This window comes from Chryseobacterium sp. C2(2020) (assembly GCF_014218915.1).
Classification (GTDB): Bacteria; Bacteroidota; Bacteroidia; order Flavobacteriales; family Weeksellaceae; genus Chryseobacterium; species Chryseobacterium mucoviscidosis.
Genome location: NZ_JACLCT010000009.1, coordinates 84314 through 108196 on the forward strand (window position 1 = coordinate 84314; position 23883 = coordinate 108196).

Sequence of the window (23883 nt, forward strand, 5' to 3'; positions counted from 1 at the left end):
TCTTATGATTAAAAATGTTAAAAAGATTTTTAAACGGTATCCATAAAGGTCTTTTCAATCTTATTGAAAATTACAATACCAACAGCCAAGAGTATAACGATGATTGCTGAGCTGATTCCCAGCATTAATGGCGAAAAATCTCCAACGCCAAGCCAGGCATATTTAAAACACTCAAAGATTCCGGTTAAAGGATTATAAAAGGAAAGTTTTTTAAAACCACCAGGTAAAGCTGAGGTGGGATATATAACCGGCGTAGCATACATATATAAGCTTACTCCAAATCCCAGAAGCATTGTAAGGTCTTTATATTTCGTAGTGAGCGCTGAAAAGATCATTCCCACTCCCAAAGCAAATAATGCCATTAAAATAATTAAAAGAGGAGTTGCCAATACCCAAATGTTTGGATGTATTTCACCTTTCGATAAATAATAACACCAGGCAATGATAAAAAGTAAAAACTGTACGCCGAAACGCATAAGATTTGAGATCACAATAGATAATGGAGTAACCAATCTTGGAAAATATACTTTTCCGAAAATACTGGCATTGCCCACAAAAGTTGAGGATGTACCTAAAAGGCAGGATGAAAAATAGTTCCAAAGGGTAACTCCTGCGAGATAGAAAAGCAGCTGTGGCGCTCCATCAGTTGGGAGGTTGGCTATTTTTCCAAAAATAACCAAATAAACAATTGTCGTTAAGATAGGATTAATGAAAAACCAGATCGGTCCTAAAATGGTTTGCTTGAAACTGGAAACAAAGTCTCTTTTTACAAACATATAGACAAGATCTTTGTACCGCCATACTTCTTTAAGCTTTAAGTCGAGTAAAGAATGCTGGGTTTCAATAGTTTCTGTCCACTTTTGCTGTGGGTCATTCATCTGTGTAAAATTTTAATGCAAATTTATACTATTTAATTGATTCTCTTTTTTATTTATTATGAATTATTATTCATTTAAATTAAGAAAATATCAACTAATATATTAATATTTGTCGTTATGAACAAAAAACTATCAGCTATAAAGCCAATAGTTTTAAAATGTATTAATTTAGCAGATTATTTACTGACTATTTTTTTCAGGTATTCTCCATAACCACTTTTTCCGTATTTGGTTGCGGTTTCGAGTAATTTTTCTTCGTTGATGAATTTGTTTCTAAAAGCAATCTCTTCAATACAGCCGATTTTGAAGCCCTGTCTCTTTTCGATTACTCTTACAAATTCAGAAGCATCGTTTAAAGAATCAAAAGTTCCTGTATCCAGCCATGCTGTACCTCTGTCGAGAACACCAACTTCCAGTTTTCCTTTTTGAAGATATACATTGTTCACGTCCGTGATTTCCAGTTCTCCTCTCGCGGAAGGCTTGATATTTTTGGCAATTTCAACCACTTCGTTATCGTAAAAATATAACCCGGGAACAGCATAATTTGATTTCGGCTGTAAAGGTTTTTCTTCTATTGAAACGGCTTTAAGATTATCGTCAAATTCTACAACGCCATATCTTTCAGGATCTGAAACGTGATACGCGAAAACAACACCTCCATCCGGATTGGTTTTGTTTTTAAGCAAAGTTCCCATTTCTGAGCCGTAAAAAATATTATCACCCAAAACCAAGGCGGCCGCATCATTTCCAATGAACTGATCTCCCAGAATAAAAGCCTGTGCAAGACCATCCGGACTTGGCTGAACCACATATTCTATATTGCATCCAATCTGAGATCCGTCTCCTAATAATTTTACAAAGCCTTCCTGATCGTGTGGCGTTGTTATAATTAAAATATCTTTAATTCCTGCTAATAGCAATGTAGAAAGAGGATAATAAATCATCGGTTTGTCGTAAACAGGCATTAACTGCTTGCTGACAGCGATGGTAAGAGGGTAGAGTCTGGTTCCGGAACCTCCGGCTAAAATGATACCTTTCATCGGTTAATCTGTGTTTAATTTTTAATGATACTGTTTTTCATAGTATTTCTGGTAATCTCCGCTCGTTACATTTTCCAGCCATTCTTTATTTTCAAGATACCAGTCAATGGTTTTTGCCAAACCTTCTTCGAAAGTTACAGACGGTTTCCATCCGAGATCAGAATTAAGTTTTGTAGCGTCAATAGCATATCTTTTATCGTGTCCCGGTCTGTCTTTTACAAAAGTGATTAATTTTTCAGAGTAGCCTTCTTCTCTACCTAATTTAGCATCCATTTGCTTGATTAATTCTCTTACCAAGTCAATATTCTGCCACTCATTAAAACCTCCGATATTGTATGTTTCTCCTGTTTTAGCTTCATTGAAAATCTGGTGGATTCCTTTGGCGTGATCGATTACAAAAAGCCAGTCTCTTGTATATTTCCCGTCACCGTAAATAGGCAAAGGTTTTTCATTAATGATATTTGAAATACAAAGAGGAATCAGCTTTTCCGGAAAATGATTCGGACCGTAATTATTTGAGCAGTTTGAAATGATAAACGGCATTCCGTACGTATTTCCGTAAGCTCTTACCAAATGATCTGAAGCCGCTTTTGAAGCCGAATACGGAGACTGCGGATCATAAGCTGTGGTTTCTAAGAAAAAACCTGTTTCGCCTAAACTTCCATACACTTCGTCTGTGGAAACGTGGTAGAAAAGATTCGTTCTCTTCTCATCCGGGAATCTTCCATGCGTATGATCCGGATTTAACGTCCAGAATTCTTTGCAAAGATTCAGAAGGTTAGCGGTTCCGTTCACGTTGGTATTAATAAATGCCATCGGATCTGTAATGCTTCGGTCTACATGACTTTCAGCCGCTAAATGCACAACAGCATCTGGATTGTACTTTTCAAAGACTTTTCTAAGTTCTTCAGGTTTTGTAATGTCGGCTTTTTCGAAAACGTAATTAGGTTCGTTTTCGATGTCCTTCAGGTTTTCCAGATTTCCTGCATACGTAAGTGCATCAAGGTTGATGATCGTTGTTTCAGGATTATTTTTTACAAATTCTCTTACCACGTGCGAGCCGATAAAGCCAGCTCCTCCCGTAATGATTATATTTTTCATTTTGCTGTTTTAAAAACAAAGTTTAGTGTCAAAGATATTAAAAGTATAATTAAAATAAGAAACGGACAGTACCAAACAAAAAAATCAATATGTTTATGGATGTGTGCGTGCTCTTTAAATAATATAAACCAACTGAAGGGTGCGGCAATGGAAAACCATGTTACAGCGACCAATCTTCTTTCTCTCTTTTTTATAAATAATATCACAGAAGAAATAATTCCTGCAATAATAAGAATCAAAAAAGGAACTTTTACGAAAGTAAGATCTTCATTAATAAAAGAATTTCCCACGTACCTTGTAATAATGTCCAAATGGTATTTTTTCAGTTGATTCAGGTAGCTGAATTTTTCTTCGTAAAAGTAATCTCCGCTCGATCTTCTTGAGTAGGCGTCTGCTAAATGTAAGATCCCTGCTTTAAAGCTTCCTGCCAAAAGTTTAAATTGGTACAATTGAAATAAAACAGATAGCAACAGTGGAATTATTGTTATGATAAAATGCCTTTTGATGAACTGAACATAAAAAAAAAGTTTATTTTCGAATATATAATATAAATAAGGTATCGAAGAACCTATCAGAAAGACGGTAATAAATTCAAAACCTGTAAACCAGAATTTTATGAAAAATAAGGTTGAGAAAACGATGATATATTTTCTGAAATTCGCGGATTTATATTTTTCAAAAAAGAAAAGACCATACACAAAAGGTAAAAAGTAAACCCAGTTGCACCACCATGTACTCTTTCCGTAAAGAAAAATCCAGTAATTAACAAGAATCAGTAAAAAAGATATAACTGAAGTCATAATTCCAAATTTTCTTTTTACCCAGACTAAAAATAAGGCGAGAAGAATGCTTAATGATAAAGAATTAAACATTCTGAAAATTTCCAAATTTATTTTGTTATCTAAGTCGAAAACCTTATCAAAAATACTGTATAAAATTGCCTGACCGCCAATCTGTGACTTGTAGGCATCGTAACTGTATTTTGTTGGAACTTTATTATTAATATAGGCATCATAGGCTTTCTTTCCGCCGGTTTTTCTTCCCGAAATGTAATCTGAGTAATAGGTGCCGGTAAATCCACCGTCATCGAAAACCGATCCGTGTTGGGAATTTAAAAGTTTTCCTATAACCAGTGTTTCTGATTCTTCAAGCTTGCTGTATTCAAATTTTTCACGAGGGATCAGATGAAAAAGGTTGAACTGGATATTCAGAAAAAAGATAATGGTAAAAAGAAGAAAAATAAATTTTTCTTTCATCGTGTTACTTTGTGTTGTTATATCTTACTTTAAAATTTTTTTTATCAATTATACTGATGTTGTCCAGGATAAGCCCTGTTGTAAATGCAAGCAAAGCGACGATCGTCAACATGATAGAAAATATCAGCGTCGGAACTTTGTAGACATATTTATATTCAAAATATTCTCTGATGGGAACAATCATAAAAATGATACCGATAATAAAGAGAATAATAGAAACGGAACCGAAAAATAAAAGCGGTTTATACAGTCTTACCAAATTAAAAAACAGTTTGATAACTTTAAAACCATCAGTAAAAGTATTCAGTTTAGAAACACTTCCTTCAGGTCTGTCCCGGTAATTAATAGAATATTCTTCAATCGTCAGTCCGTAATTTAAAGAATATACAGAGAGATCTGTTTCCAGCTCAAAACCTTTTATCGAACTTGAATAATTTTTTACAAATTTTTTGGAGAAAATTCTGTAACCGGATAAAATATCCTTCAATTCAGATCCGAAGAAAACATTGATGAGATTTCTTACCAGATTGTTTCCGAAATTATGAAAAGCTCTTTTGTTTTCTTTTCTGTAACTGTTATTGGAAAGTCTGTCGCCTACTAACATATCGCAATTATTCTCAATAAACTGCTCCACCATTTCCTGAACGCATTCTACAGGATAAGTATCGTCACCGTCTATCATAATGTAAAGATCCGCATCTATTTCTCTGAACATTTTAAAGACAACATTTGCTTTTCCCTGACGTTTTTCCTGTCTTACAATAGCTCCGGCTTCTTTTGCGATGGCGATCGTTTCATCTTTGGAATTATTATCATATACATAAATATCTGCATTGGGAAGATATGTTTTAAAATCCCGGACCACTTTTCCAATGGTTAAAGCCTCATTATAGCAGGGAACAAGTACAGCTATTTTATGAGACTCCATTTGCAGAAACTGTTTTACGTCCTATACTTTTATAATAAAAACCATTCTGCTCAGGAATTTCCAGCGGATACATATTTCGTCCGTCGAAAATTACCCTATTGTTCATTCTTTTTGCCATCATTTCGAAATTCGGATTTTTGAATTCCGGCCATTCTGTGGCGATAAACAAAGCATCTGCATTGTCCAGAGCTTCGTACATATTTCTTGCGTATTGGATTTTATCTCCTAACAATTTCTGAACATTATTTTCTGCAACCGAATCATAAGCAACAATCTTTGCCCCTTTTTCCAGAAGTAACGCAATGTTGTCTAAAGAAGAAGCCTCACGAATATCGTCGGTATTCGCTTTGAAGGCTAATCCCCACATTGCGACCGTTTTTCCTTCGATATTTCCTCCGAAATACTTTTCAATCTCCGAAACAAGGATGACTTTTTGGGCAATATTTACATTTTCTGTCGCTTCTAAAATCTGAAAATTAAAATCTTCCTGCTTTCCGGATTTTATCAATGCTTTAACATCCTTCGGAAAACAGCTTCCGCCATATCCGATGCCCGGGAATAAAAACCGATGCCCGATTCTGTCGTCACTTCCCATTCCAAGCCTCACTTTGTCTACATCAGCACCTACTTTTTCACAGTAATTGGCAATTTCATTCATGAACGTAATTTTTACTGCCAAGAATGAATTGGCCGCGTATTTTGTGAGTTCAGAAGATTTTTCGTCCATAAAAATAATAGGAACTCCGGTGTTAGTAAATGGCTGATAAATTTTAGCCATAATTTCCTGTGCTTTTTCAGAACTTGCTCCAACAACCACTCTTGCAGGATTCATGGAATCTTCTACTGCGAAACCTTCCCTTAAAAATTCAGGATTGGAAACCACATCAAAAGGAATCTGGGTTTTTGAAGCGATAACTTCACGTACTTTATCGGCTGTTCCTACGGGAACGGTGCTTTTATTGACAACAACTTTATATTCCGTCATCATTTCGCCAATATCGTTCGCCACTTTCAGTACATAAGAAAGATCTGCGGATCCGTCTTCTCCGGGCGGAGTAGGTAAGGCTAAATAAATAACTTCGCTTTTATCCAAAGCTTCTTTTAGATTGGTAGTGAAAAATAATCTTTCAGCCTGTATATTTCTCAGGAACATTTCTTCAAGATTCGGCTCATAGATGGGAACTACGCCGTTTTTCATACCTTCTACTTTTTTTTCATCAATATCTACACAGTATACTGAATTGCCAAGCTCTGCCAGAGTGGTTCCTGTAACCAGTCCTACATAACCTGTTCCTACAATAGTAATATTCAAAATGTATGTTTTTAAAAAATTCAAACACAAAAGTAATAAAAATACCATGATCTGAGTCTTTAATTTCGTGTAAATAAAATTTAAGTTATCATATTGATAATAAGATATTTTGCTTTTCTAAGAAAAAGTCGTATATTTGCAATGGATTTACGGAAAAACATGGGAAGGCCTTCGGAAGAAAGCCTTTTTTCGTACTGGTAAATCAAGATTTTAAAATATGGAGTTTAGAAAAAGAATTGAAGAATTATTACATGAATTCCTCGAGACCAGAAAAGATCTGTTTCTTATTGATCTGAAAATTTCTGCGGGGGATGACATCACAGTGATTTTGGATGGTGACAATGGTGTTTCTTTACAGGACTGCCTTGATGCAAGCCGCGCGATAGAATTTAATATGGATCGCGAAGAACATGATTTCAGCCTGCAGGTAATGTCTGCGGGATTGAGCGAGCCTTTGGCAACTCCAAGACAGTTTGCAAAAAATATCGGAAGAGAAATTGAAGTTTTACTGAATGACTCTACGAAAACGGAAGGTGAACTGGCAAAAGTAGATGAAGAAAAAATTACACTGATCCTGCGTTACCGCAAGCCGAAAGACATCGGTAAAGGAAAAGTGGATGTGGAGGAGGAAAAAGAAATTCCGTACTCTGAGATTAAAAAAGCATTAGTAACAATTAAATTTTAAAAGAAAAAAGAATAAATGGACAATATAGCGTTGATTGAATCCTTCGGTGATTTTAAAGACGAAAAAGGGATCAGTAAGATTGATCTTATGGCAATTATTGAAGATTCTCTGAAGACACTTTTGAGAAAAAGATATGATTCGGATGATCATTTTGATGTGATTGTAAACCCTGATAAAGGAGATTTTCAGATATTTTTAAATAAAACCATCGTGGAGGACGAAATGTCTGAAGATGATGATCTGGAAATCGAGATTTCTGAAGCTAAGAAAATCGATCCGACTTTTGAAGTAGGAGAAGATTTTACGATGGAAATTCCTGTTGCACAGTTGGGAAGAAGAAATATTCTTACCCTGAAGCAGATCTTGGCTACAAAATTGCAGGAGCACAACAATGCGATGTTGTACGAGCAGTTTAAAGACAGAATCGGGGAAATTGTAGTAGGAGAGATCCACCATATCCGTCATAAGCACGTGATTTTGCTGGATGATGAAGGGAACGAATTCATTTTGCCTAAAGAAAACCAGATCCCATCCGATTTCTTTAAAAAGGGTGAGAATATCAGAGCTATTGTTGAAACAGTAGATTTCAAAGGTTCAAAACCGCAGATTATTATTTCCAGAACTGCACCTAAATTCTTAGAAAAACTATTAGAGCTGGAAATCCCTGAAATTCAGGACGGAACTATTATTCTTAAAAAAGTAGTGAGAATTCCTGGAGAAAAGGCGAAGATTGCAGTAGATGCTTACGACGACAGAATTGATCCGGTAGGAGCTTGTGTGGGAGTGAAGGGATCCAGAATTCACGGCGTGGTAAGAGAGTTGAGAAATGAGAACATCGATGTTATTCAGTGGTCTAAAAACCCTGAGATTTTGGTGAAGAGAGCTTTAGGAAACGTTACCATCAATAAAATTGATATCAACGAGGAACAGGAATACGCTTTAGTATACACTCCGGTTGAAGAGATTTCTAAAGTAATCGGAAAACAGGGTCAGAATATCAGACTTGCTTCTTGGTTGACAGGTTACGAGATTGATGTACACAGAGAGTCCAGCGAAGATGATGATGTTGAACTTACAGAGTTTAATGATGATATCGAGCAGTGGATTTTGGATGAGTTTAAAAAAGTAGGTCTTACTACTGCAAAATCAGTTTTAGATAAAGAAACTGTAAGCTTGCTGAATATGGTCGACCTTGAAGAGGAAACGATTGAAGAAGTGAAGCGTATTCTTAGAGAAGAATTCGAAGATTAAGATTTGTAAATAAATTTTAATAAACAGTAAAAAAGAAATACTTTAATTTTAAGAATTAAAAAAATAGTAAATAATATAGATGCCAAAAATTAGATTAAATAAAGCGGTTAAGGAATTCAATATTTCGATGTCCAGATTAGTAGAATTTTTACAGTCAAAAGGCATTGAGGTTGAAAGCAATCCTAACGCTCAATTAGAAGAAGCGGCATATTCTGCACTGGAGGCTGAGTTTGCCAAGGACGGCGAACAGCGTAAAGCTTCCCATGAGGTGGTGATCACGAAAGTTCCGGAAGAAAAACTGGAAATTGAAGAAAAGAAAACCCCTGAAGTAATAAGAGCTAAAGCTAACAAACCGGAAACTAAAATTTTAGGTAAAATAGATTTAGAACCTAAAAAACCTGAAGTGGAAGAAGTTCCGGCTCCAAAACCACAGCCTGTGGTGGAAGAGAAAAAAGAAGAAGTTGCACCTGCTCCTGAAGTAAAGGCAACTCCTGAAAAGCAGGAATTTAAAGTTCTTGATAAAATAGATCTTTCCCAGATCGAATCCAGAAACAGACCTGTGAAAAAAGATAAACCAAAAGCGGAAGAGAAAAAAGAAGAAGAAAAACCTGTGGCTAAACCTGCAGAACCTGCAAAAGAAACTCCGCAACCTGTTGTTGCTGAAAAACCGGTTGCAAAACCCGTTGAAGAAAAAACGGCTGAACCTGCAAAAGCAGAAGAGGAATCTCAGGAACCACAAAAAATTGAAACGGTTTATCAAAAACTTGATGGCCCTAAAATTGTTGGAGAAAAAATCGATTTAACTCAGTTTGCTCCTAAACCTGGAGCGGGAGCTAAAAAGAAAAGAAAGAGAATTGAGAAACCGGGCGGAGGAAATCAGCAGGGTGGAAACAATAACCAACAAGGAGGAAATAATCAGGGACAAGGAAACCGTCCACAAGGACAAGGAGGTCAAGGTGGAAACCGTTTTGGAAATAACCAGGGCGCACAAGGAAACCGTCCTCAAGGTCAGGGTGGACAAGGAAACCGTCCACAAGGACAGGGAGGTCAAGGTGGAAACCGTTTTGGAAATAACCAGGGCGGACAAGGAAACCGTCCTCAAGGTCAGGGTGGACAAGGTGGAAACAGAGGTGGATTCAACAGAGGCGGACAAGGAGGTAACAGACCGGGTCAAAGAACAATGCCTGTTGAATTAACGGATGAACAAGTTAAAAACCAGATCAAGGAAACCCTTGAAAAATTAACCAATAAAGGAGGTAAATCTAAATCTGCTAAGCACAGAAAAGATAAGAGAAACTTCCGTAGAGAACAGGACGAGCGTCAGCAGGAAATTGATGCAGCAGACAGAACATTAAAAGTAACCGAATTCATCACGGTTGGTGAATTAGCAAGTTTAATGAATGTGTCTCCTACAGAAGTAATTTCTGCCTGTTTCTCATTAGGAGTAATGGTTACCATGAACCAAAGGCTGGAAGCAGATACCTTATTATTGGTAGCTGATGAATTTGGTTATAAAATAGAATTCTCTGATGCGGATCTTGAAGATTCAGATTCTGAAGATGAAATTGATAATGAAGAAGATCTTCTTCCAAGAGCTCCGATTGTAACGGTAATGGGTCACGTAGACCACGGTAAAACTTCATTACTGGATTACATCAGAAAAACCAATGTAATCGCTGGTGAATCAGGAGGAATTACTCAGCACATTGGTGCTTATAACGTGAAACTGGAAAACGGACAAAGAATTACATTCTTAGATACACCGGGTCACGAAGCCTTTACGGCGATGAGGGCGAGAGGTGCACAGGTTACCGATATTGCAATTATCGTAATTGCTGCGGATGATGATGTAATGCCTCAGACAAAAGAGGCGATCTCTCACGCACAGGCAGCAGGAGTTCCAATGATTATTGCAATTAATAAGGTTGATAAACCGAATGCTAATCCTGATAACATCCGTCAGCAGCTTTCCGGAATGAATATTTTGGTAGAAGAATGGGGAGGAAATGTTCAGGCGCAGGAAATTTCAGCTAAATTTGGTAACAATGTCGATGTATTGCTTGAAAAAGTTTTATTACAGGCTGAATTACTTGAATTAAAGGCAAATCCTGATCGTGCTGCAAACGGAGTAGTTATTGAAGCTTCTCTGGATAAAGGTAGAGGTTATGTAGCAACTATGTTGGTACAAACCGGAACTTTAAGAGTTGGTGATTATGTGGTAGCTGGTAAAAACCATGGTAAAGTAAAAGCTTTGCTTGACGAAAGAGGTAAAAATCTTTCAGAAGCAGGTCCTTCAATCCCGGCAACTATTTTAGGTCTGGACGGAGCGCCAACAGCTGGAGACAAATTCCGTGTTTATGCCGATGAAAGTGAAGGTAAAGCAATTGCTAACAAGAGAGAACAGCTTCAGAGAGAGCTTTCCATCAGAACTAAAAAGCATACGACACTTGAAGAATTGGGTAGACGTATTGCTTTAGGAGAATTCAAAGAGTTGAATATTATCCTTAAAGGTGACGTTGACGGTTCGGTAGAAGCACTTTCTGATCAGTTACAGAGATTATCAACAGAAGAGATCAGCGTGAAAATCCTTCACTCAGGTGTTGGGCAGATCACAGAATCTGATATCAACTTAGCGGCAGCATCTGATGCAATTATTATCGGATTCAACGTAAGAGCCGGAGCCAATGCAAAAGATCTTGCAGACCGTGAAGAAATTGAAATCAGAACTTATTCTGTTATCTATAAAGCGATTGATGAGGTAAAAGAAGCGATGGAAGGAATGCTTTCTCCTGAAATTCAGGAGCAGGTTATCGGTAATGTTGAGATTCGTGAAGTATTCAAAATTTCTAAAGTGGGAACCATTGCAGGTTGTATGGTTCTTACCGGAAAAGTTACCAGACAGTCTAAAGTACGTTTGCTAAGAGACGGTATCGTGAAATTCGATGGTGAACTTGAAAGTTTAAAACGTTTCAAAGATGATGTGAAAGAAGTAACAAAAGGTTACGAATGCGGATTGAACCTGAAAGGATACAACGATATCGAACAAGGCGACATTCTTGAAGTTTATGAGGAAGTTGCTGTGAAGAAGAAGTTAAAATAGTAATATTTTATCTATATGAGACAATAATCCGACTCAATTTGAGTCGGATTATTTTTTATTTATAATTAGTCTAAATTATTTGATTGTGGTATGCTTTAAAATGTTAAATTTTTATTTGTTAAACAAATAATCATAATAATAAATCAATTTTAAATCAAAAAAATAAAATACTTATGCTAAGCTTTTATTTTTTTTAATGATTTTTTAGATTAAATAAATTATAAAAAGTTAAAAATTTGTTAATGTTAAAATTTATTAACATATTTGCTTTTGTTAAATATTAAACTTGTTAATATGAATGTGAAATTACGTGTATTAAGCGCGGGAGTCCTTTTTTTTATTGGAGGAACAGCTATAGCGCAAAAAACAAAGAAAGATACTGTAAAGGAACAACAGATCGAAGAAGTAGTAATGGTTGGTTTTGGGCAAAAGAAAACCGTTACAGAACTAACTGGAGCTGTAGGTACTATTAAGGCTGACGCAATTGAAAATGTGCCTGTTGCATCAATTGATAAAATGTTGCAGGGTAGAGTTTCTGGGGTACAAACTGGTAATGCCTCAGGACAGCCTGGAGGATTTGCAACCGTTAGGGTAAGAGGTATTTCCTCTGTCAATGGTGGAGTTAATCCTATTTATATAGTTGATGGAGTAAGAGTTGTTGCCGGAGATTTAACCAGAAGTGCAATTACCGCAAATGCTTTAGCCAATCTAAATACCGATGATATTGAAAGTATGACTGTTCTGAAAGATGCTGCATCAACAGCTGTTTATGGAGCAGACGCAGGAGCGGGTGTTGTTATTATTACAACTAAATCCGGTAAAAAAGGAAAGCCAAAAATCAATATCAATTTTGAACATGGTACTAACTCTAGAGCAATAGAAGGACAAAGAGGTTTAAATACTGAACAATACAGATACTTATTATCATACACGTTTGCTAATAATCCTGCTGCTTTAGGCGAAGCAGCTGGTTTTACTCCTCAACAATTTATTACCAATGCAATTAGCGGAAAGTATGGTACAGATCTTCAGAATATTTATACCACAACAAATAATACGGACTGGAGAAAAGCTTTAAGCAGATCTGCTTATCAACAGTCAATCAATGCTTCAATTAGTGGTGGTAATGATAAAGTTACATACTATAACTCAGCGAGTTATTTCTTGCAGGAAAGTGAAATTAAGGGGTCTGATTTTAAAAGAATGGCTTTCACAAGTAAAGTAAATTATGATGCCTCTGAAAGACTGAAAATAGGTTCTGATGTTCAGATGGCGTACAGTAAAATAAATACTTTGAATAACGGAGGGGCTTTTTCAAATCCTATATTGACAGAATTGTTTGCCAGACCAACTGATGCTGCATATAATGCAGATGGAAGCTATAACTTAGGTGTTGCAGGTAGGTTGAGTAATAATTTGTTTAATAATGCTTATTTGGCTGATCACAATTATTATAGAGCTGAAACAGCAAGAATATTCGCAAATGTAAATGCAGACTATAAGATTTTAAAGAATTTAAACTATAGATTCGTTCTAGGTGGAGAATTTTTAAATGTAGAAAATAATACTTATTTAAATCCAATCCATGGTGACGGATATCAGGTAAATGGTAGAAAAACAGAATCTATTGAAAGGTTTTTTAACTGGAATTTACAGAACGTATTAAGCTATAATTTCAAAGTAGGTGACAAAAATAACTTTGATTTACGTTTAATTCAGGAAGCATATCAAAGACAAAATCACGCTGTTGGCGCAAGTGCAACTTCAGTAGGTTCTCCTACATTAGAATCATTAAGCAACTTCGTTAAACCTGCTTCATTTTTAGGAGAAAGAGGTAAAAGCTCAAGAACAGGATATGCAGCTACGATCAATTACAACTATGATAGACTTGTAACGTTAGACGCTGCTTACAGAAGAGATGCACTGTCTAATTTTACACCTGATCAAAAATGGGGCGATTTTTACTCATTTGGTTTGGCGGTTGATTTAGCAAGAATAAACTTTGTGAAAAGTTTAGATAAAATCTCTTTATTCAAATTAAGAGCATCATATGGTAAGGTAGGAAATCAAATTTCAAGTAGCCCTTATTCGCTTTATTCATTTACAACAAATTATAATGATTTGGCTGCAGCAACATATGGAGGAGTATATAATCCTGATTTAAGATGGGAAACAATTAATCCTTTAAGTGTAGGGATAGATGCTGGCTTGTTTAAAAATAGATTAACATTTACAGTTGAATACTACAACAAAGAAACAAAGGATTTAGTTTTTGCACAGCCTCTTTCATTGGCGCAGGGATTAGCCTCTATGGATAGAAACATTGGGTCTTTAGTTAATAGAGGTTTAGAATTGGCGATTAATGGAGAAATTATAAATAACGGGAATTTATATTGGTCTTTAGGAGGTAATTTCAGTACACTTAAAAATAAAATTACATCACTTTACGGAGGGCAAGATATAATATCAGGTTCTACAATTTTAAGAGAAGGTGAAGCTGTTGGAACGTATTATATGAGAAAATGGGCTGGTGTTGACCCTTCAAATGGAAATGCGCTTTGGTATAAAAATGGAGTGGATGGAGAAACAACATCAAATTATAATGATGCACAATTAGCCGTTCAGGGCAGTAATTTTGCAAAATATTATGGAGGAGTAAATACAAGAGTAATGTATAAAGGTTTTTCACTAGAAGCTTTAGCTACTTTTGGTTTTGGAGGTAAAGTGATTAATGATTGGGCAAACTATACACAGTCAGACGGACAATATAGTTACAATTATGCAGGTAGTACAGATCAGCTCGACTTCTGGACTCCTCAGAATCCTAATGCAGCGAATCCAAAACCTATTTATAATAATTCAACTTTGTCAAATAGAGTTTCAACAAGATTTTTATCAAAGACGGACTATTTGAGATTAAGTAATATCAAAATTGGATATAAATTTAGCGCAGAAATGCTAAAAGGTACAGGGATGAATGGTTTTGAAGTATATGTGCAAGGAAATAATATTTGGACTCATTTATATGATGATACTTTAAGATTTGATCCTGAAAATAATTTGAATACAACAAATAATCTTAATTTACCAATTCAAAAGACTTATTCTTTAGGCTTTAATCTGCAATTTTAAATAACTTAAAAAAATGAAAAATAATATATTAAAATATGCATTTGTATGCTTGTCTGTAGGTACTTTAATGACATCTTGCAGCAATGATTTTATCGAGACGGAATTTTTTCAATCTATCGAACAAAGACCTTTGGTTTCGATTGAAGAGATGGAATCCACGGTTCGAGGACAATATAATGCTATGAGAAATGCTTCGTATTACGGTTGTGATTTTCCAATGATTGCGGAAATTAGAAGTGATAATATGTTTTCAAATAATGCCAGTGGTTATTATAATACAGTGAGTAATTACTCAATGTTATCTAATGATACATATGCCTCTGGACCATATACTCAAATGTATAGAGTTATTGCTTTAGCAAATACTGTTATCAATAATCAGCCTGCTTCACCACTTACGTGGAAAGTAAGTTCTGATGCCGCAGCTATTACCGCTAAAGCTAACTATTTGAAAGGACAATCTTATGCAGCAAGAGCTTTAGCTTTATTTGATGCATTAAGACTTTATGGTCAGGAGTATGCTGGAGGAACCCTTGGAGTTGTGGTTCCTACAAAGTATGATCCTACATCATTACAAGCTAGATCATCTGTAGCACAAACACGTACTCAAATTGAGAGTGATTTCGATCAGGCTTTGGCCTTAATGAGCCCATCCTTAGATGCGACAGACAAAACAGTTCTAAATACATTATCAGTAAAGACTCTAATGTCCAGATATTATCTTTATAAAGGAGATTACGCTAGAGTGAGAACTCTTGTTGATGAAATTGTTGCAGCTAACAAATATTCCGTTATTGGAAGAGGAGATTATGCAAATAGCTTTAGAAGTAATTCTGCTCAAAATTCTATGTTCGAATTAGCGGTGGGTACATTGGGTGACTTGGGAACAACTTCAACATCCTATAAATTATTAACGGCTCCAAATGGATATGGTAACATGAAGGTTTTGTCTGCATTAAGAGCATCTTATAATGCAAATGATATTAGATTGGCTGGTATTACTACAGGGCTTGTTTTGAATGGGAAATACATAAATACATTTGATAACATCAAACTAGTTAGGTATGAAGAAGCGCTTTTAAATGGAGCTGAAGCAGAATTAAATGCTGGTGGTACACCAAGTAAAGCGGTAACATATTATAATCTTATTTTACAAAATAGAATTTTAAATTATGTTCCAGTTACTAGTGTAACTCTTAATGATATTTATCAAGAAAAGAAGAAAGAGTTTGTAGGAGAAGGTTTTGGTATGTTTGATCTATTAAGAAGAGGTCAACCAATTACACAGAGAAGTACTTCTGGTGCTGCAGGTACGGTGAGAAATGTTGGAAATAATTTATTAGCTTTCCCTATTCCACGTGCAGAAATAAATGTTCCGGGTACACCCGTAGTGCAAAATCCTGGATATTCTAATTAATTGTTTAATTAAATACATAATCAACCCCGCAATTCAAGCGGGGTTTTTTATTCCCTATTATTTCTTATTTTTGCTTTACAATAAAAATAAATGAAATACCTATTTTCCATCATATTTTTCCTGAGCGTGGCAGCTCAAGCCCAGGTCGTCAACAAAACAGACTTCAATAAGCTTCCCAAAGATAAAGACACGCTCGTTATCGATTCCGGAAAAAAAGACTCTTTAAAAATATTTAAACCAACTATTAATGATTATCTCTATCAGAAGCAGTTCTCTGAAAAAAAAGTCTTTGATACGGTAATGACTTTCGATAAAACGTATATTTTTTCTCAGTATAACAATAAAGATAACTTTGGAAGAGCACAGGTCGCAAACATAGGGGCAGGATTTAATCCGCTTACGTACGAAGCGAATGCTGAACAAAATTTAGCACTATTACCAACCAACAAATCATATTGGATTTTAGGCGTTAATGACATCAATTACTATGACGTAAAAACGCCGACCGCAACCTTCATTTATCATAATGCAATGAAAAATGGAGCCGCTTTAAGATCTTCTTACACGCAGAACATTGGAAAAAGATTTAATTTTTCTCTGGAATACAGCGGATTACGTTCACAGGGAATGTACAGAAATTCATTGGCATCCAATAACAATACTTTGTTTACAGGACATTACGTCTCAAAAAGCGGAAATTATGAATTGTTTGCACATTATCTCCATCAGAATGTAAACAATCAGGAAAATGGTGGAATTGCAGTAGACAGTTTGTTTCAGAACGGCGACAGTAATTCAAGAAATAGACAGAATATGCAGGTTAATCTTACCTCTTCAAGCTCACAGTATTCCTACAGAAGATATTATTTAACCCATCAGTTTGCCCCGTTTAAATCAGAAAAAATTCCTTTTAAAATAAGACATACCATTTCTCATCAGGGAAACAAATATTACTATGCCCAAAGTGCCGCTGAAACTTACTGGTACGATGCTCCGGATGAACTGGTGACAGGAGCTCCGCTTACTTCAAAAAAATATTCAGACAATTTCAGCAATACGATAAGTCTGGTTTGGGACAATGAGAAATTTAAACTTGATGCCGGTCTTCGTTATCAGATGCTGAAATTTGGCTCCAATGAAATTACCCTTCCGATTTTAGTGATTCCTACAGAAATTAAAGAAAGCAGAATCGGGGCAGTCGGAAATTTACAGATTAAACTTTTTGATAAAATCCAGTTAAATTCATTTTTGGAATTTTCTAACGGAAGCCAGTTCGGAACCTATTTAAAAACAACCAACAACCTTAAATTCGAACCGGTAAAAGATTACTTTGTGAATGCAAAAGTTAACTTTCAAAGCGCTTATCCGTCCTTCAATTATCTGTTGAATACTTCCGTGTATAATAATTACAACTATTATTTTCAGAATGCCCAGAACCAGACCATCTCAGAAATCGGAGGAAGTGTTGGCTTAAAGTGGTTCAAAACAGAATTGTTCGCGAACTATTTCAGGATAGATAATTATACCTATTTTGATGCAATTGCAATGCCTCAGCAAAGCGGAAGTCCCATTAATATTTCGCAGATCGGAGGTGATGCTACTTTTAGCTATGGTAAATTTCATTTAAATACAAGACTGCACTTCCAGAACGTTTTAACCAATAAAGATTTGCTTCCGTTACCAAGTTTTATAGGTCGTGCCAATTTCTTCTTCCAGTCCAAAGCCTTTAAAAATGCGGCGGAAATTCAGACCGGAATTAAAGTATATTATTTTTCGAAATTTGCATCACGGGAATTTTTTCCAATTCTTAACGAATATATTTTGCCGGGTTCCAATTCATTTTCTATCGGAGGACAGCCGATTGCCGATGTTTACTTCAATCTGAAAGTTAAAAAAATGTTCTTTTTTATCGAAGGACAACAGGTCGGAACTTTCCTTTCTAACAACAAAGCATATGCATTTCCAAGTTATCCGGTCTACGATTTTAGGCTGAATCTGGGAATTGTATGGTATTTGTTCAACTAAAATATAGACAAGTTGAAAACTATAAAAAAAATATCTTTTCAGGATATCCAAAGCATTCCTCAGTTAATCAAAGATTTTTTAAATCATGAAATTGAGGGATTTGAAGAAAAAACATTTTCTTTAGACCATTTTAAGAAACAGATCGCGCAGAAACAGAATTCTTTCACAGCGGATCAGAGAAATATTTTAGCAGGTAATTTAGAAAGGCAGCTTGCCCATCTTGAACTTTCTTCTAAACAGAACGAAAATATAGATCATTTAAGACTTTCCAATACCTTCACCATTACAACCGGTCATCAGTTGAATCTCTTTTCAGGACCCGTCTTTTTTATATACAAGATTTTACAGACCATTAAAACCTGTACTTACTTAAAAGAAAATTTTCCTGAATTTAATTTTGTTCCTGTATACTGGATGGCTTCCGAAGATCACGACTTTGCGGAAATCAATCACTTTAAAACCGAGAACAATTTCTACGAAATCAACGAAAAATCAGGCGGTCCGGTTGGAAGGATAGAAATTAACGATACATTTTTCATATCTGAATTTGAAAGAGAGTTCAAAGACTATGTTTTTGGGACGGAACTGATTTTAATGCTGAAAGAAGCTTATAAAACCGGACATACATTAACTCAGGCAATCCGGATCTTAGTCAACAGACTGTTTTCAGATTTCGGTCTGCTGATTTTAGATGGTGATTCTAAAGCTCTTAAAAATCAGATCAAAGAAACCTTTAAAGATGAACTGCTGAATTTCAGCTTATATAAAAATTCAAAGGAAAAAGTGGATTTCTTAACCGGAAAATATGGAAAAGTTCAGGTAAATCCGCGCGAAATTAATTTATTCTACCTTTCGGACACGAGAGACAGAATAGATTTTGACGGTCAGAAATACTTTGTGGTAGATAAAAATATTCAGTTTACCAAAGAAGAAATTTTAAATGAACTTGAAAATTATCCGGAAAAATTTAGTCCGAATGCTCTGATGCGTCCAGTTTATCAGGAAACCATTCTTCCCAACCTTGCTTACATTGGAGGAAATGCAGAAATCATGTATTGGCTGGAACTCAAAGATTACTTTTCAAAAATAAATATTCCTTTCCCGATCCTGATTCCCCGAAATTCCATGCTGTTTTTAAAAGAAAAAACACTCGGGAAAATAGAAAAACTGAATCTGAAAGTAGAAGACTTCTTCCAGAACTTTACGACGGTTATCAACAATAAAATGTTGGAAGATAATTCCATTCTGGAAATGTTGGAACAAAAGGAAAATACACTCATCAGTCAGTTTGCCGAACTTAAAAATATCGCCGAAACCACCGAAAAATCTTTCGGAAACATGGTGAAAGCCGAAGAAGTAAGACAGTTGAAATCTTTTAAAAGAATGAAAAAACGTCTTCTTCATGCAGAAAAGATTAAAAAAAGCGAATTGATGGAAAGACTGGAAAATCTGTTTTTAGATGTAAATCCTTCTAAGAATTGGCAGGAAAGAGTTTATAATTTTAGCGTATTTTTTGCAGATCATGGATATCAGTGGTTAGATTTTTGTTTAGAAAAAATAGAAATAGAAAAATCAGAATTTATAATTATTGCTTATTAAGGATAAAGAATCTATTATTGCGTTTTAAAAATAAATGAAATGATGCAGAAAAATTCTTCTCTTTCGTCTACAAAAAAGATGTTCTGAAATTCTTAGGATAATAATTCTTAAACTGAAAGATCTATTATTTGGAGCATAACGAAGAAATTCAATTCTATCCCAAAGTAACACTCTGAATGTTAACAGAAAGTCTTTTCAAAACCAATAATTATTGTCATTTAATTTTAAAGAAGTATTTTTGCATTTATAATCACCGAATATGATAAAGAGGTTTTTTATTCTATCCAGTTTATGTATGGTTTTGGGTATGTCTGCCCAGAAATCGCACACCGTTGTAAAAGGAGACACTCCTTATAACATTGCTAAAAAATACGGACTTACTGTAGAAGAATTGCTAAAACTAAATCCTAAAGTGAAGGACGGTAAATTGGCGCTTGGAGATGTTCTTACAGTAAAAAATGATAAAGCAGCTCCTGCTTCATCAAAAACACCTGCTGCTTCAAAGCCTGTAAATAATTCTCAGCTTGGAAAAATTATTCTTCAGCCGAAACAAACCATCTACGGAATCACGAAACAATACAGAATATCCGAAACAGACCTCAGAAAACTGAATCCTGAATTGGATGCTCACATGAAGATCGGAGATGAAGTTACCCTGCCTCTTGAAAGCATTAAAAAATATGGCGGAGAACAGAGTATTGCCGTACATACTTCTCCGGTAGAAAAAACTGTTGAAACTGTTGCTGAAACTCACACCACAAAAACTTCGGAAGACGAATATATTGTACAGCAGAAAGACAATTACTACAGAATTTCAAGACAGTTCAATATAACAAAAGAAGAATTGTTTGCCCTGAATCCCGGATTGGAAGAAAAAGGTTTAAAACCGGGGGAAACAATTAAAATAAAAAAAGCGGGAACGAAAAACTCCGGAGCTGATATTTTTGAAGAAAATTCAAATCCGAAAACCAAAGTAGATTCAGGTAATGAAAAATCTTCATCAAACACGGTTTCTTCGGAAGACGATTATGTAACCTATACTGTTCAGCAGGGAGATACCGTTTTCTCGATTGTGAATAAATTTGGAGTTACAATAGATGAACTGATTGCGCTGAATCCTGAACTTTCCAAAGGACTAAAAACAGGAATGGTTTTAAAAATTAAAAAACTGGATCCTGCCTATGTAAAGAAAAACGGTGATGCATTAAGTGTTGTAATGATGCTTCCTTTTGGCTACAGCACAGGAGAAACACAATATCGTACAATGGCTTTGGATTTTCTTACGGGGGCAAAACTTGCCATTGAAAGAAATGCCAGAAACGGACAAAAATTAGATATAAAAATTGTGGATTCCGGAAACGAAGCTTCGTTCCGAAATTCATTAACCCAGATAAATCCGGATAATACAGACTTAATTATCGGTCCGTTCTTCAAGTCGAACGTTGTAGATGTTCTGGACTTCACGAAAAACCAGAAAATCCCGATTGTTGCACCATTTGCAAACTCTCCGGAATTGTACAACTACAGCAACCTGATTATTGTGGAAACCAACGATCAGACTTATGCCGATAAAATTGTAGAAGAAGTAAAATCCGCATTCTCGGATCAGAAAATTTATGTGGTTGCCGATTCCAAAAAAGGAAATGCCAACTACATTAAAGCTGGTCTTGAAAAAACGCTTAAAAATCCAAACATCACCATCGTAAATTCATCAGCGGATATTCAGCTTGATAAAAATATGATGACAGGACAGTCTGCTCCGGTGATCGCGATTTTAGCAAGTGATAGTGATTCGGCAGGTGAAGCTTTCGCCAACAGAGTAATCGCTTTATCCAAAGAAGTTCAGGGAGTAAAAGCTTTCAGTATGCATTATGCTCCTGTTTTCGAGAAAAAAGTAGATGATCTTAGTCAGGCAAATCTTGTCTATTTAATGGACAGAAAGATCAATACAGAAGGAAGTTTCGAAAAAGAAATTCTTGCCGCTTATAAAAATAAATACTGTAAAACACCTCCAAAATTTGCCATCGTAGGTTTTGATATTGTGAATGATATGTTGACCAGAGAAAACAAAAAAGGAGAAATCTTCAAACAGATGAATAAGGTACAGACTCAGCTTGCCACAAAATTTGAGTTTGTAAAGTCCAAAGCAAACGGAGCCTATGTAAACACAGGATACCGCGTTATTAGATTGGTTCCTTAATCATTTGATTGTGTTTTAAAGAATATTGTTAACATTATAATTATATTTGCATAATATTTTAAATTAATACATGAAAGCACTTGTATTTCCAGGGCAGGGTTCTCAGTTCGTAGGAATGGGAAAAGAATTGTACGATTCTAGAAAAGACATCAAAGATCTGATGGAATCTGCCAACGAAATTTTAGGGTTTGATATCCTTTCAATGATGTTCAGAGGAACGGATGAAGATCTTAAAAAAACGGAGGTTACCCAGCCTTCAATTTTTATCCACTCGGTTGCTGCCCTGAAAGCAGTAAACGGTCTTGGAGCTGAAATGGTTGCAGGACATTCTTTAGGAGAATTTTCAGCATTGGTTGCCAATGGAGTTTTATCTTTTGACGACGGTCTGAAACTGGTTTCCGAAAGAGCAAAAGCAATGCAGGAAGCCTGTGATGCCAATCCAAGTTCTATGGCAGCTATTTTAGGACTGGAAGATGCTAAAGTGGAAGAAATCTGTGCAGCAATCAGCGGAGTTGTTGTTCCTGCAAATTATAACTGTCCGGGACAGTTGGTTATTTCCGGCGAAACAGCCTCTGTAGAAGAAGCTTGTGCAAAGCTGAAAGAAGCAGGAGCAAAAAGAGCCTTATTATTGCCTGTAAACGGAGCATTTCATTCTCCATTGATGCAGCCGGCGCAGGAAAGATTGGCCGCGGCAATAGAAAAAACAAAATTCAGAAAAGCAACCATTCCGGTATACCAGAATATTACTACCACTGCAATCTCTGATCCTGAAGAAATTAAGAAAAACCTAATTGCACAGCTTACAGGTCCTGTAAAATGGACGCAGTCTGTTCAGAATATGATTAAAGACGGTGCCAATAACTTCGTGGAAGTAGGACCGGGAAAAACATTACAGGGACTCATCAAAAAAATTGATTCTTCTGTAGATGTAGCTTCTGCAATCTAATTAATAAAAATCATGGGCGAGATATTTTCACCGGGAAAGCTGATGCTTACTTCAGAATATTTCGCAATGGACGGAGCTCTTGTCTTAGCGGTACCTACCAGGCTGGGACAAGAGTTTTCTTTTGAAGAAATTCATGATGAAAAATCTCTCATTGTGTGGGAAGCTTATCATCAGAACAAATTATGGCTGAAAGCTGTCATCGATTATCAGAACTGGCAGATTTTAGAAACCAATATTCCGGCAAGTGCTGAATTTATTTTAAAAACATTAAAAAATGTTCAGTCACTTTCTGCTATTACATTCAAAAATAATTTTACTTACCATTTAAAGACCAACCTTCAGTTTCCTGCGGATTACGGACTTGGAAGCAGCTCTACTTTAATGACCAATCTTGCGGAGTGGGCGGAGATCGATCCGTTTTATTTAAATAAGATAAGTCTGGGCGGAAGCGGATACGATATTGCTGTGGCAAAAGAGAAATCGGCAGTGCTGTATCAAAGTGTTCCTGAAATTAAATATGAAAAGATAAATTTTAATCCTTCTTTTAAAGATGAATTGATTTTTATTCACTTAAATCAGAAACAGGACAGCCGTGAAGGAATCAGTTTTTACAAGTCTAAAACCAGGTCTCAAAAAAGGGTTGATGAATTTTCGGATATTACAAGAAATATTTTACTATGCAACGAATTGGAAAAATTTTCTGAGCTAATGTTGATTCATGAGCAAAAAATATCAGATTTTCTTGAAATTCCTACAGTTAAGGCTAAATTTTTTCCAGATTGCCCTGTTTTTGTTAAAAGTTTGGGAGCTTGGGGAGGAGATTTTGTAATGAGCTCAAAATTTGACGGCTTTAAGGACTATTTTTGGGGAAAAGGTTTTCACACAATTTTCGAATGGTCTGAAATAATTGCTTGATTTTCAATTTTTTACAAGGTTTATTTTTTATTTGTCATTCTGACTTATATCATTATATTTAACCACCTTTAACAATTAATTAATATTTAATTTTGTTA

At 35.6% G+C, this 23883-nt stretch carries 16 protein-coding genes; 10 read left to right on the forward strand and 6 right to left on the reverse strand.

Going from position 1 to position 23883, the window contains the following annotated elements; translation table 11 throughout:
• Positions 1–29 precede the first annotated feature (29 nt).
• From H6W52_RS07490 to H6W52_RS07515, 6 genes are all read right to left on the reverse strand, one after another.
• Positions 30–878 (reverse strand): ABC transporter permease, encoded by an 849-nt coding sequence (locus H6W52_RS07490; RefSeq protein WP_116097370.1) that lies wholly within the window; start codon positions 876–878, stop codon positions 30–32.
• Positions 879–1054: 176 nt separating this feature from the next.
• Positions 1055–1918, reverse strand: a complete 864-nt coding sequence (rfbA, locus tag H6W52_RS07495) for a glucose-1-phosphate thymidylyltransferase RfbA (protein ID WP_116097372.1) — start codon at positions 1916–1918, stop codon at positions 1055–1057.
• A 21-nt stretch (positions 1919–1939) separates the two neighbouring features.
• On the reverse strand, positions 1940–3019 hold the full coding sequence (gene rfbB, locus H6W52_RS07500; protein ID WP_116097374.1) for a dTDP-glucose 4,6-dehydratase: 1080 nt from the start codon (positions 3017–3019) through the stop codon (positions 1940–1942).
• Positions 3016–4275, reverse strand: coding sequence for a hypothetical protein (locus H6W52_RS07505; protein ID WP_116097376.1), 1260 nt, complete (start codon positions 4273–4275; stop codon positions 3016–3018). The genes rfbB and H6W52_RS07505 overlap by 4 nt, the downstream gene beginning before the upstream one ends.
• Positions 4276–4279: 4 nt before the next feature.
• A complete protein-coding gene (locus tag H6W52_RS07510) occupies positions 4280–5203 on the reverse strand; it encodes a glycosyltransferase family 2 protein (RefSeq protein WP_116097378.1) in 924 nt (307 codons plus the stop codon).
• Positions 5190–6515, reverse strand: coding sequence for a UDP-glucose dehydrogenase family protein (locus tag H6W52_RS07515; RefSeq protein ID WP_116097422.1), 1326 nt, complete (start codon positions 6513–6515; stop codon positions 5190–5192). Before H6W52_RS07515 ends, H6W52_RS07510 begins: the two co-directional genes overlap by 14 nt.
• A 217-nt stretch (positions 6516–6732) precedes the next feature.
• Between H6W52_RS07515 and rimP the strand changes: the two genes are divergently transcribed.
• From rimP to H6W52_RS07565, 10 genes are all read left to right on the forward strand, one after another.
• Complete coding sequence (rimP, locus tag H6W52_RS07520; RefSeq protein WP_076391758.1) at positions 6733–7200, forward strand: ribosome assembly cofactor RimP; 468 nt, start codon at positions 6733–6735, stop codon at positions 7198–7200.
• A 15-nt stretch (positions 7201–7215) separates the two neighbouring features.
• Positions 7216–8451 (forward strand): transcription termination factor NusA, encoded by a 1236-nt coding sequence (nusA, locus tag H6W52_RS07525; RefSeq protein WP_116097380.1) that lies wholly within the window; start codon positions 7216–7218, stop codon positions 8449–8451.
• Positions 8452–8530: 79 nt separating this feature from the next.
• Positions 8531–11551 (forward strand): translation initiation factor IF-2, encoded by a 3021-nt coding sequence (gene infB, locus H6W52_RS07530; protein ID WP_116097382.1) that lies wholly within the window; start codon positions 8531–8533, stop codon positions 11549–11551.
• A 294-nt stretch (positions 11552–11845) separates the two neighbouring features.
• The gene (locus tag H6W52_RS07535; protein WP_116097384.1) at positions 11846–14683 is read left to right on the forward strand and encodes a SusC/RagA family TonB-linked outer membrane protein; all 2838 of its coding nucleotides are present in this window, start codon (positions 11846–11848) and stop codon (positions 14681–14683) included.
• 13 nt (positions 14684–14696) lie between these two features.
• Entirely contained in the window at positions 14697–16100 is a 1404-nt protein-coding gene (locus H6W52_RS07540; RefSeq protein ID WP_185216626.1) for a RagB/SusD family nutrient uptake outer membrane protein, read from the forward strand.
• 90 nt (positions 16101–16190) lie between these two features.
• Positions 16191–18125, forward strand: coding sequence for a putative porin (locus tag H6W52_RS07545; RefSeq protein ID WP_116097388.1), 1935 nt, complete (start codon positions 16191–16193; stop codon positions 18123–18125).
• A gap of 12 nt (positions 18126–18137) precedes the next feature.
• Positions 18138–19724, forward strand: coding sequence for a bacillithiol biosynthesis cysteine-adding enzyme BshC (bshC, locus tag H6W52_RS07550; RefSeq protein WP_116097390.1), 1587 nt, complete (start codon positions 18138–18140; stop codon positions 19722–19724).
• A gap of 259 nt (positions 19725–19983) precedes the next feature.
• Positions 19984–21924, forward strand: a complete 1941-nt coding sequence (locus tag H6W52_RS07555; RefSeq protein ID WP_228457542.1) for a LysM peptidoglycan-binding domain-containing protein — start codon at positions 19984–19986, stop codon at positions 21922–21924.
• A 70-nt stretch (positions 21925–21994) separates the two neighbouring features.
• Complete coding sequence (gene fabD / locus H6W52_RS07560) at positions 21995–22870, forward strand: ACP S-malonyltransferase (protein ID WP_116097394.1); 876 nt, start codon at positions 21995–21997, stop codon at positions 22868–22870.
• Between the two features lie 12 nt (positions 22871–22882).
• Positions 22883–23785, forward strand: coding sequence for a GYDIA family GHMP kinase (locus H6W52_RS07565; protein ID WP_116097396.1), 903 nt, complete (start codon positions 22883–22885; stop codon positions 23783–23785).
• Positions 23786–23883 lie beyond the last annotated feature (98 nt).

What these genes read in the sequence shown, in the direction of transcription:
- nusA (WP_116097380.1), top strand. Translation starts at nt 7,216, where the DNA reads ATGGACAATATAGCGTTGATTGAATCCTTCGGTGATTTTAAAGACGAA.
- H6W52_RS07565 (WP_116097396.1), top strand. Translation starts at nt 22,883, where the DNA reads ATGGGCGAGATATTTTCACCGGGAAAGCTGATGCTTACTTCAGAATAT.
- H6W52_RS07505 (WP_116097376.1), bottom strand. Translation starts at nt 4,275, where the DNA reads ATGAAAGAAAAATTTATTTTTCTTCTTTTTACCATTATCTTTTTTCTG.
- H6W52_RS07510 (WP_116097378.1), bottom strand. Translation starts at nt 5,203, where the DNA reads ATGGAGTCTCATAAAATAGCTGTACTTGTTCCCTGCTATAATGAGGCT.
- rimP (WP_076391758.1), top strand. Translation starts at nt 6,733, where the DNA reads ATGGAGTTTAGAAAAAGAATTGAAGAATTATTACATGAATTCCTCGAG.
- infB (WP_116097382.1), top strand. Translation starts at nt 8,531, where the DNA reads ATGCCAAAAATTAGATTAAATAAAGCGGTTAAGGAATTCAATATTTCG.
- H6W52_RS07545 (WP_116097388.1), top strand. Translation starts at nt 16,191, where the DNA reads ATGAAATACCTATTTTCCATCATATTTTTCCTGAGCGTGGCAGCTCAA.
- H6W52_RS07535 (WP_116097384.1), top strand. Translation starts at nt 11,846, where the DNA reads ATGAATGTGAAATTACGTGTATTAAGCGCGGGAGTCCTTTTTTTTATT.
- H6W52_RS07540 (WP_185216626.1), top strand. Translation starts at nt 14,697, where the DNA reads ATGAAAAATAATATATTAAAATATGCATTTGTATGCTTGTCTGTAGGT.
- rfbB (WP_116097374.1), bottom strand. Translation starts at nt 3,019, where the DNA reads ATGAAAAATATAATCATTACGGGAGGAGCTGGCTTTATCGGCTCGCAC.
- H6W52_RS07555 (WP_228457542.1), top strand. Translation starts at nt 19,984, where the DNA reads ATGATAAAGAGGTTTTTTATTCTATCCAGTTTATGTATGGTTTTGGGT.
- rfbA (WP_116097372.1), bottom strand. Translation starts at nt 1,918, where the DNA reads ATGAAAGGTATCATTTTAGCCGGAGGTTCCGGAACCAGACTCTACCCT.
- fabD (WP_116097394.1), top strand. Translation starts at nt 21,995, where the DNA reads ATGAAAGCACTTGTATTTCCAGGGCAGGGTTCTCAGTTCGTAGGAATG.
- H6W52_RS07490 (WP_116097370.1), bottom strand. Translation starts at nt 878, where the DNA reads ATGAATGACCCACAGCAAAAGTGGACAGAAACTATTGAAACCCAGCAT.